Here is a 9,630-nt window from a genome sequence, read left to right as displayed (position 1 = left end):
CATCACGCCCATCGAGATGCCGTTTGGCGGCATCCGGGAATCGGGGATCGGCCATGAAAACAGCATGGTGACGATTGACTATTACACGCAGTTGAAGAGCGTGTACGTCGAACTGGGCGAAGTGGCTTGTCCTTATGAATAGGCATGTCCGGCAGCCAAAGGCCGATTGCCGGCCCTGGCCTCACTAGCCCCTTATGCCATCCCCGCGGGCATAGCACGGTACGCGAATTTCCGGGGCAAGAATAATTCCACGGACACCCAAAGCGTTCACAGCCCGGCCTCACGGCAAGCTGACTCCCGATCAGGAATTCACATGAAACAAGAACAATACGATTACATCATTGTCGGCGCCGGTTCAGCCGGTTGCGTCCTCGCCAACCGCCTGGGCGAGGACGACGGCGCGCGCGTCCTGCTGCTGGAAGCCGGCCCGGCGGACCACAGCATCTTCATCCACATGCCGTCGGCCTTCGCCTATCCGCTGGCCAACGACAAGTACAACTGGTTCTACGACACCGAGCCGGAACCTTTCATGAACATGCGCCGGATGCACTGCCCGCGCGGCCGCGTGCTCGGCGGGTCGTCGTCGATCAACGGCATGGTCTATATCCGCGGACATGCGTTTGACTATGACGCCTGGGCCGGCATGCCTGGACTGGAGCAATGGTCCTACGCGCATTGCCTGCCGTACTTCAAGAAATCCGAAAACCGCCTGAAAGGCGGCGACGCCTATCGCGGCAATGACGGCCCCTTGTATGTCTCCACCGCCGCCTGCAAGAATCCGCTGTATCGCGCTTTCATCGAGGCAGGGCAACAAGCCGGCTACCCTTACACAGACGACATGAACGGCTACCAGCAGGAAGGCCTCGGGCCGATGGACATGACGGTCTATAAGGGCCGTCGCTGGAGCACGGCGCAGGCCTACCTGCGCCCGGCGGCCAGGCGCGGCAACCTGCGCGTGGTGACGCGCGCGCGGGTCACGCGGGTCTTGTTCGAGGGCGCGCGCGCGACCGGCGTCGAATATGCGCAAGGGTCGCGCCTGCACCAGGTCTATGCGGCGCGTGAGGTGATCCTGTCCGGCGGCGCGATCAATTCGCCGCAGCTTCTGATGCTGTCCGGGATCGGCAAGGCGGAGGAACTTCGCGCCTTGGGCATCCAGCCGCGGGTCGATCTTCCAGGGGTCGGCCAGAATCTGCAAGACCATCTCGAGGTCTACGTGCAGTACGCCAGCAAGCAGCCGATTACCCTGTACAGCGCGATGAACCCCCTGGCCAAACTAAAAATCGGCGTGCAATGGCTGTTCGCCGGAAAGGGCCTGGGCGCGACCAATCATTTCGAATCCGGCGGTTTTATCCGCAGTGCGGCGGGGGTGGCGCATCCGGATCTGCAATACCATTTTCTGCCGATGGCGGTCAGCTACGACGGCAGCGCGCCGGCCACACAGCACGGCTTTCAGGCGCACGTCGGGCCGATGCGCGCGACCAGCCGCGGCCACATCACACTGCGCTCGGCCGACCCCAAAGCGCATCCACGCATCTTGTTCAACTACATGCAGACCGAGCAGGACCGCAAGGAAATCCGCTCGGGTGTGCGCCTGACGCGCGAAATATTTTCCCAACCGGCATTCGAGCCTTTCCGCGGTGGCGAAATCTCGCCCGGCGCCAAGGTGCAGACCGACGCCGAAATCGACGCCTTCATCCGCGACAAGGCCGAAAGCGCTTTTCATCCTTCCTGCAGTTGCCGTATGGGGACCGATCCCATGGCGGTGGTGGACGGCGCCGGCCGCGTGCACGGAATCCAGAACCTGCGCGTGGTGGATGCCTCCATCATGCCCAATGTCGTCAGCGGCAACCTGAATGCGCCGACCATCATGATCGCGGAAAAAATCGCGGACCTGGTTCGAGGCAAATCACCGTTGCCGGTGCAGGCGGCGCCGGTTTATGTGGCTTCAAACTACGCGACCCACCAGCGTTGATAACGCCTCCCTCAAATAGCCGAATGCAAAAAATTGACCATGGTGATGAAGTCAAACACCGGCAAGCCTGACCGGCGCCGTATCGCTTCCGAATAAGGCGGCAGGTCGGTGCACTCCAGGACAAAAGCCCGGATGCCGGGATGCTTTTGAAGCGCACCAAGCGCCGTGCCCAAAACCTCCTGTTCAATGACAGCCAGGTCGATCTCGGCATCCGGTTCGGCAAACATCCTGTTCCATTCCGGGCACTGCTCCAGGCCCAGGATATGCAGGCCGTCCATGCTCGCTATGCCGGCGGCCCTCAGGTGGCGCGGGCCCAGGGCGCGCGCATTGGCGGTGATGATGCCAATCTCGCTCTGCGGGCCGTGCAGCAGCCTGACAAAGGGGACTTGCAACAGGCTGGAGGTCAGCACCGGAACGCCGGCCGCCTGGGCCAATTCGCGCTGGAAGATGGCGTTGAAGCCGCAGCTCGTGGTGATGGCCTTGATGCCTTTTTCGGCCACCATGGCCGCGGCGTCGGCCATCATGGTCTCCAGCACTCGTTGATCCGGGTTCTCCAGGATCGTATGGACGTTGGCGCCGCGCACGGGATGGAAGCTCACGGGATAGGCATAGGACGCGGGATTGGTGCTGTTGCCGACCAGGGTTTCAAGTTGCTGCAGCCCTCGGGGCACCTGCCCGGTCTCCCAGCAAGGGTCAATCCGAGATGGCCGTGGCCAAAGGCGTAAAACACATTGGCGCAGCGCGGTGAGCGCGCGATCACGGGCAGGGAGTCCGGCGTCGAGGGGCGGTAGCCCATCCATTCGCGCTGTATTGGCTGGCCCATGATGGCCGGCAGCACGTTGCGGGCGAAAGGTACCAGGGCGCGTATGCGCCGGAAATCCGGCGGCGCAACAAGGCCCGCCAGCTCATCACCGCTGCTCAGGGAAATGCCGTCATGCATGGGCGAGAGCACGCACTGCTTTTCTGGGAAACACACGGGGCGGCCCAGCAGGGATTCACCGGTCGAGGCAAACGACAGGTGATAACCCCGCTCGGTGTCCAGGCTGACCTTGTCGCCGACCTGTGCGGCGAATTGTTTTGACCATGCGCCCGCCGCGACGACCACCGCGTCAAACTGCCGCGTGGCCTTGTCGGTCCGGATGGACACACCGCCGCCGTCGACGGGCCGCAGTTCCAGCACCGTCTCCTGCAGGTATTGCGCCTGCCGCTGCCGCGCGCACTCGAAGTAAGACTGCGCCAGCGCCCTGGGGTAGTTGACGAAGCCGCTGTCGGGCTGGAACAAACCGCGGGTGTAGGCATTTTTATTGAGCCGGGGTTCCAGCTCGGCAACCTCGGCGGGCTTGAGGACGGAAAAATGAACGCCATGGCGCGTCATCAATTCGCGCTCCAGCGCGCTGGCCGAAAACCCGGCGGCGGAGGTATAGAGTTTCAGCCAGCCGCCTGGCCGTATCAGGTCACGGGCGCCGCTCATGTCGGCCAGGGCCAGGTGGGCTTGCAGGGACTTGGACACGAGCGGGTGCAGGGCCGCCGCGATGCCCGCCACCCGCTTGGGCCGTCCTGCCGCCATAAAGCGGAGAAGCCACGGAAGGCCACGGAAAAAATGCGCCGGCCGCAGAACAGCCGCGCTTTTAGGATCGAGGATGTAAGAGGGAATCGAACGGATCACGCCCGGCGTTGCGGTCGGCGTGACGGCRCCCGTCACGATGGCGCCGGCATTGCCGGAACTGGTCCCGGCGCCGACTTCCCCGCGGTCGATCACGGTGACGGCGTGGCCCCGGGCCGCGAGCGCCAAGGCCGTCGCCGCGCCGACCACGCCGGCCCCCACGATGGCGATGGAGCGCCCGCCCTGTGTTTCATGCCTGCCCGTGTCAGTCATCCAATGTCTTTCTGAAGTGTGTGCCGCCGCGCGCGGCGGCCGTGATGACTGTTGATCACCGGCCCTGGCTAGTGATGAAGAATCTTTCCGAGGAATTCACGCGTGCGTTCACTCCGCGGCGCGGTGAAAAAGGCGTCGGGCTTGGCCACCTCGACCATCACGCCCTTGTCGATAAAGGCCACGCGGTCCGCCACTTTGCGGGCAAAACCCATCTCGTGCGTGACCACAATCATGGTCATGCCGTCTTTGGCCAGCGCCACCATCACGTCCAGCACTTCGTTGATCATTTCGGGATCGAGCGCGGAGGTCGGCTCGTCAAACAGCATGACCTTGGGCTGCATGCACAGGCTGCGGGCGATGGCGACGCGTTGCTGCTGCCCTCCCGACAATTGCTGCGGATAGGCGTCGCACTTGTCCGCCAGGCCGACCTTCTCGAGGAGCTCGCGGCCGCGTTCGACGGCTTCCTTGCTGGAGAGCTTGCGCACGTGAATCGGCGCCAGCGTGACGTTCTCGAGCGCGGTCTTGTGGGGATACAGGTTGAACTGCTGGAAGACAAAACCCAGCTCCATGCGGAGCTTGCGAAGATTGGCCTCGCTGGCGACCGGCATGCCGTCGACCGTCAGCGTGCCAGCCTGGAATTTTTCCAGGCCGTTGACGCAGCGGATCAGCGTGCTTTTACCGGAGCCGCTGGGCCCGCAGACCACCACCACTTCGCCTTTCGCGACATCAAGGTTGAWGTTCTGCAGGACGTGGTGCGTGCCATACCATTTGTTGAGTTCGCTGAACTGGATCATCCTGGGTATTCCTTCATCAAGCCTTCTCCAGCCGCCGCGACAGGTAAAGCAGCGGATAGCAGATCAAAAAGTAGCCCACGCCCACCGCGCTAAAAACCAGCAGCCCGTTGGGAACGGACTGCACGATGACCCAGCCGGAGCGCGTCAGGTCAAGCAGCCCGATGGCGGAGACCACCGACGAATCCTTGACCAGCAACACGTATTGCCCGACCAGGGACGGGACGATCATGCGGATGGCCTGCGGCATCACCACCAGCCTCAGTTGCTGGAAGCGGCTCAGCCCCGAGGAGGCGGCCGCCTCCAGTTGCCCCGTGGGCACGGCCTTGATCCCGGCGGCCACGATTTCCGAGATGAAGCAGGCCGCGATGTTGGACAGGGCAATGGCGCCCGCCGTGAAGGAGTCGAGCTCTATGCCCGCCTCGGGCAAAACAAAAAAGACCACAAACACCTGGACCAGCACGGGTGTGCCGCGAAACAGGTCGGTGTAGGCACCGACGGTGAACGACAGCCACTTGCGCGGGCTGGCGCGGCCTATGCCCAGCACAAAGCCGAGCACCGTTCCCGCAAAAATGCCGATGAAGGACAGCGCCAGCGTCACGCCTATGCCTTTCAGCACGACCGGATAGTACTGGGCCATGCCGTACAGCTGCTCGAAGAATAGGGTCATGGTCGTGGCTTTCAGCAGCGCCCGGGCTGCTGCCCGATGCGGACCCACGCCGCGGCCGCGAGCTTGAGACCGAAATAGATGATCAGGTAGCCGACCGCGGTGCTTGCCAGGCCTTCGACCGGCATGAAGCGGTCATTGGCCAATGTCTGCCCCACGCGTGTAAGTTCCAGCACCGAGATCAGCGACAGCAGGGACGAGTCCTTGACCAGCACGATGGCCTGCCCGATCAGCGGCGACACCATGGGCCGCACAGCCTGCGGAAGAATGATGAGGCGCATCTGCTGCCAGTACGTCATTCCCGAACTGGCGCCCGCCTCCAGCTGGCCGCGCGGAATCGAATGGATGCCGGAGCGGATGATCTCGCTGACGTAGGCGCCGCTGTTGATGGACAGGGCAATGATGCCGATCATGATTTCCGGCATGATCACGCCGAAATTCGGCAGCCCGAAATACAAGAAATACAGCTGGGCCAGCAAGGGCGTTGCGCGGATCACATCCACATACACCACTGCCGGCGCCCGGACGATGCGCGAAGACTGGAGGCTCATCACGCAGGCCAGCATGCCGATAACGACGGCGCCCGCGAACGCGGCCAGCGAAATGGACAGGGTGGAGACAAAGCCCCCGAAGAAATCGGGGAGGGTCTCCCCGATCACCCGGAAGTTCAGGTTTAACAGCATGCGCCAGCCCCGGCCTGAAGGGCTTGCGGCACGGGAATCGACACCATGGTCATGAGGCCGGGCTCGCGCTCAGTTCCGAAAATATCCGGGATATCAGTGCTCTTCTTTCCACTTGGGCGTGTTGACCCAGTAGTCGAGGTTCTGCTGAAGGCGGCCGTCCAGTGTGGTCTGGTCGATGAAGAGGTTGATCCAGCTCAGAAGATCCATGGAGTCATAACGGGTCGCATAAGCCAGGGGTTCCTTGGCCAGCAGTTCCGGCATGACCTTGAAGGTGCCCTTGGGGTATCCGGCCGCCTGGCCTGCCACTGCGGAGCTGTCATTGAGCAGGCAGTCGGCCTGGCCGTTTTTCACGGCGTCCAGCAGCAAGGTGCCGCCGCCCTTGTAGCTCTTGATCTCGCCTTTGGGGAACACGGTTTTGGCGAGCTTCTCGCCGGTGCTGCCGAAAAGCACCGCGATCTTGGTGCCGGGCGCCTTGCAGGCATTCGTGGAAGTGAATTTGCTTCCTTCCTTGGACGCCACGACGGGCCCTATATACATAAAGGGCTTGGTGAAGGCGACTTTGGTCGCGCGGGCCAGCGTGGGCGTCATGTCCGCCGCAAGCAGGTCGGCCTTGCCGGAAATCAGGGCCGGCAACAGCCCGTCCCAGTCGAGGTCGAGGAACACCACCTTGACGCCCATTTCCTGGGCCATCAATTTGGCAAGCTCTACCGAGCTGCCGGTGCGCGCGCCGTTTTTGTCGATCATCGAAAACGGAGGGCCTTGTGTCTGCACGGCGATGCGCAGTTCGCCGCGTTTCTGGATGTCTTCAAGGGTGGCGGCATGGGCGGCGGCGCACACACCGAGGAAGCCCGCGCAGGCCAGCAGCCCCGTGGCCAGGGAATTCGAGATCTTCATTGCTTTCTCCTTTGACAATCTCCCCGGAGGAACATCCGCCGGGGACGAGCTCATTTCTCAGCCGCTGCGGGCTGAGGGGACGGCGGCTCAGCGCCACCGTCGGCGCCCTGCTCCCAGCAGCCGCGCGGCAGGTTGACCCATTTGTTGCGCGACTTCATGACCACAAAGGTCTCGCTGCGGCTGATGATCCCGGGCCCGGCGACGCGGGGAAGCAGTTCGCTGGTGAACCGGTAGAGGTCCTGGACATCCCCGGCCACCAGCACTTCGACGATCAGGTCGAAACGGCCGGTCACCACACTCACGGAGGTCACGAAGGGCAGCTCCGCGAGCTTTTGCGTGAGTTCGTCAAGATGTCCCTGCGCGTTGGCGCTGATGCCGACGATGGCGCCAATCAGTTCCGGCCGTTCCGACAGGTTCAGCAGGCCGACGATCTTCAGGGCGTTTTTTTCGATCAAGGCCTTCAGGCGCGTGCGGACCGTGGGCGGGCTCAGCTGCATTTTTTCGGCCAGCTGGTTCACGCCGTCCTGGGCGTCGTCGGACAGCAACCGGGTCAAACGGCGATCAGTGGAATCAAGGAGTTCACGCATAGAGTTATTTGGAAAATTAACGTCGTTTATTTTTCCAAATAGAAAATTAAACACTTGTTAATTACTTTATTAGTTAATTTACTGCGAAGTATTGGCGTTTATACCTACTGAGAGCTTACGGTCAGCCCAACTGACTACGGCATTTATGCTCGTTAAATCAATCAATTATTCCCTAAAGCTTGATTAATCGATCATCAATTGACCGCATAGCTATACCGTGGGAAAATAGTCGTGAAATCGATCTTTATCAACATAATGAATGATTTAACGAATATGAAAGTAGACCAATCCGCAATGCTTAGCCCGCAACTCACGCAGGAGATGGCCAATCTCGGGCATCTTCTCGCGCGCCTGCGCCAGGCGCGCAAGGTCAAGCAGGCCGATGCGGCGCTGCGCGCTGGCTTCTCGCGCAACACCGCCTACCGCCTGGAAAAGGGTGATCCCGGCCTGGCGATTGGGCAGGTGCTTCGCTACCTCGATGCCATCGCGCCAGGCGCCACGCTGGCAGACCTGTTGACGCAGGCCGACCCCGCGCTGGTGGCGCTTCAAGCACGCGAATCGACAAAACGCGTTCGCGACCTGACTGCCGCCGAGCTCGACGAGTTGAACTTCTGAATTCATGCCCGCACCAGCAGTGCCTTTCATCTTCATCTAACGCGGAATTTTTATGGCGGCCAAAGAACTGAAGCTGATGACCTTCGCGTACCTGAACGAAGCCTGGGCGCCCTGCGGGCAGCTCACGATGACCGAGCAGGGTCCCGAACTCCTGGCATCGCGCTTCGCCTACGGCACAAACTACGTGGCTCGCGCTGATGCCCTTGAGGTAGACCCGGTCAGCCTGGCGATTCGTGGGCCGGAGCCCGTCAAGGGCAAGCTGCTGCTGCCGGTCAACAATCTTGTGAGTTTCGGCGGCATCCGCGATGCCGCCCCAGACTCCTGGGGGCGCCGGGTCATTGAGGCCAAGCTCAGGGTGCCCGCAAACAGCTTGGCCGAATCGCAGTACCTGCTGCATGCGGGCAGCGAGAGGGTGGGCGCGCTGGACATCCGTTCCAGCATCTCTGACGGGCCCACGGGGGTCGCCGGCGGCGTTCATGCGCTCGCCTACCTGATGGAAGCGGCGGAGCGCATCGAGGCCGGAGAGGAAGTTCCCGCCAACCTTGAATACATCTTCGAGGGCGGCACGGCGCTGGGCGGCGCCCGGCCCAAAGCCTCTGTGCGCGACGAGAGCGGCGCCCTCTGGCTCGCGAAGTTTCCAAGCAAAAACGACGCCTTCGACATTCCCGCGATCGAATGCGCTTCGCTGGTGCTCGCGCGGGAGGCCGGCTTGAACGTGCCCCCTGTGGCCACGCGCCTTCTGGGCGACCGCCGCATCATGATGATCCGGCGTTTCGACCGCTACTGGCTGGCGCAAGGAGCGCAGCCCATCACGGCGACAGACTTGCTGCTGGCACCCGCCGGCGGCTTGACCGAGCGCCGCATGGGTTTCGTGAGCGGCCTGACCCTGGTCGGATGCGACGAGACGGAGTCACGGACAAAATCCTACGCCGACCTGGCCACCGCCGTGCGCCGGCACTGCCATCCGGATGTGATTCGCGCGGACAACGAAGAACTCTTCAAGCGAATGGTGTTCAACATCCTCGCCAGCAACGACGACGACCACCTGCGCAACCACGGATTCTTATGGGACCCGCGCTTGCCCGGCTGGCGGCTCAGTCCCTTGTACGACGTGCTGCCGCGGCCCAGCCTTGCAACCGAGCGCTTTCTTCACCTGGGAATCGGGCCCCAGGGCCGCCTCGCGACACTCGACAACGCGCTCGACGGGCATGCGGCGTTCTCGTTGAGCCGGGCCCGCGCCGGCGAATTGATCGATGAAGTCTGGCGAGTCGTCCGGGAATGGAAGGTGTCGTTCGAGCACTCGGGCGCCACGGCGGACGACATTGCCAGGATCGCACCCGCGTTCCGGCACCTGGACGACATCAGCACCGCGGGTACGCGCAAGCTCTTGCCTTGATACGCCGTGCCCGAACGCTTCCGGCCGCGGCAAACCCACCGGGCCCGCCGCCCCGCCCTCAATACGCCGCCAGCACATTGAAAAACCAGCCGCGGCTGCGATAAGAAAGATCGGTCAAATCATCCGAGTACTGCGTGAAGTTGTAGCCC

11 protein-coding genes are annotated in these 9,630 nt (G+C 62.6%); 4 read left to right on the top strand and 7 right to left on the bottom strand.

What is annotated here, in order from left to right; all coding sequences use genetic code 11:
* The first annotated feature begins 16 nt into the window (after positions 1-16).
* Complete coding sequence (locus AC1D0P_RS19215; RefSeq protein ID WP_477678218.1) at positions 17-142, top strand: hypothetical protein; 126 nt, start codon at positions 17-19, stop codon at positions 140-142.
* Between the two features lie 171 nt (positions 143-313).
* Positions 314-1,972, top strand: coding sequence for a choline dehydrogenase (betA, locus tag AC1D0P_RS19210; RefSeq protein WP_477678217.1), 1,659 nt, complete (start codon positions 314-316; stop codon positions 1,970-1,972).
* A gap of 11 nt (positions 1,973-1,983) precedes the next feature.
* Here the strand turns inward: betA and AC1D0P_RS19205 are convergent, their stop codons facing one another.
* The 7 genes from AC1D0P_RS19205 to AC1D0P_RS19175 form a co-directional block, all read right to left on the bottom strand.
* Entirely contained in the window at positions 1,984-2,571 is a 588-nt protein-coding gene (locus AC1D0P_RS19205) for an aspartate/glutamate racemase family protein (RefSeq protein WP_477678216.1), read from the bottom strand.
* Complete coding sequence (locus tag AC1D0P_RS19200; RefSeq protein ID WP_477678215.1) at positions 2,568-3,848, bottom strand: NAD(P)/FAD-dependent oxidoreductase; 1,281 nt, start codon at positions 3,846-3,848, stop codon at positions 2,568-2,570. Before AC1D0P_RS19200 ends, AC1D0P_RS19205 begins: the two co-directional genes overlap by 4 nt.
* A gap of 68 nt (positions 3,849-3,916) precedes the next feature.
* The gene (locus AC1D0P_RS19195) at positions 3,917-4,642 is read right to left on the bottom strand and encodes an amino acid ABC transporter ATP-binding protein (protein ID WP_477678214.1); all 726 of its coding nucleotides are present in this window, start codon (positions 4,640-4,642) and stop codon (positions 3,917-3,919) included.
* Positions 4,643-4,658: 16 nt separating this feature from the next.
* Entirely contained in the window at positions 4,659-5,309 is a 651-nt protein-coding gene (locus AC1D0P_RS19190; protein ID WP_477678213.1) for an amino acid ABC transporter permease, read from the bottom strand.
* An 11-nt stretch (positions 5,310-5,320) separates the two neighbouring features.
* A complete protein-coding gene (locus AC1D0P_RS19185; RefSeq protein WP_477678212.1) occupies positions 5,321-5,989 on the bottom strand; it encodes an amino acid ABC transporter permease in 669 nt (222 codons plus the stop codon).
* Between the two features lie 93 nt (positions 5,990-6,082).
* Entirely contained in the window at positions 6,083-6,883 is an 801-nt protein-coding gene (locus AC1D0P_RS19180; RefSeq protein WP_477653108.1) for an ABC transporter substrate-binding protein, read from the bottom strand.
* A gap of 50 nt (positions 6,884-6,933) precedes the next feature.
* Positions 6,934-7,470 carry an Lrp/AsnC family transcriptional regulator gene (locus AC1D0P_RS19175; RefSeq protein WP_477678211.1) on the bottom strand — a complete coding sequence of 179 codons (537 nt, stop codon included), beginning with the start codon at positions 7,468-7,470 and terminating at the stop codon, positions 6,934-6,936.
* Between the two features lie 231 nt (positions 7,471-7,701).
* On the opposite strand from AC1D0P_RS19175, the gene AC1D0P_RS19170 reads away from it, so the two are divergent.
* On the top strand, positions 7,702-8,085 hold the full coding sequence (locus AC1D0P_RS19170; RefSeq protein WP_477678210.1) for a helix-turn-helix domain-containing protein: 384 nt from the start codon (positions 7,702-7,704) through the stop codon (positions 8,083-8,085).
* Between the two features lie 52 nt (positions 8,086-8,137).
* Complete coding sequence (locus AC1D0P_RS19165) at positions 8,138-9,481, top strand: type II toxin-antitoxin system HipA family toxin (RefSeq protein ID WP_477678209.1); 1,344 nt, start codon at positions 8,138-8,140, stop codon at positions 9,479-9,481.
* Positions 9,482-9,630: the final 149 nt, after the last annotated feature.

It is taken from the genome of Polaromonas sp. P1_G2, assembly GCF_056405515.1.
Note: the sequence above shows the minus strand (reverse complement) of the source record. Positions and strands in the feature narration are given on the sequence as shown.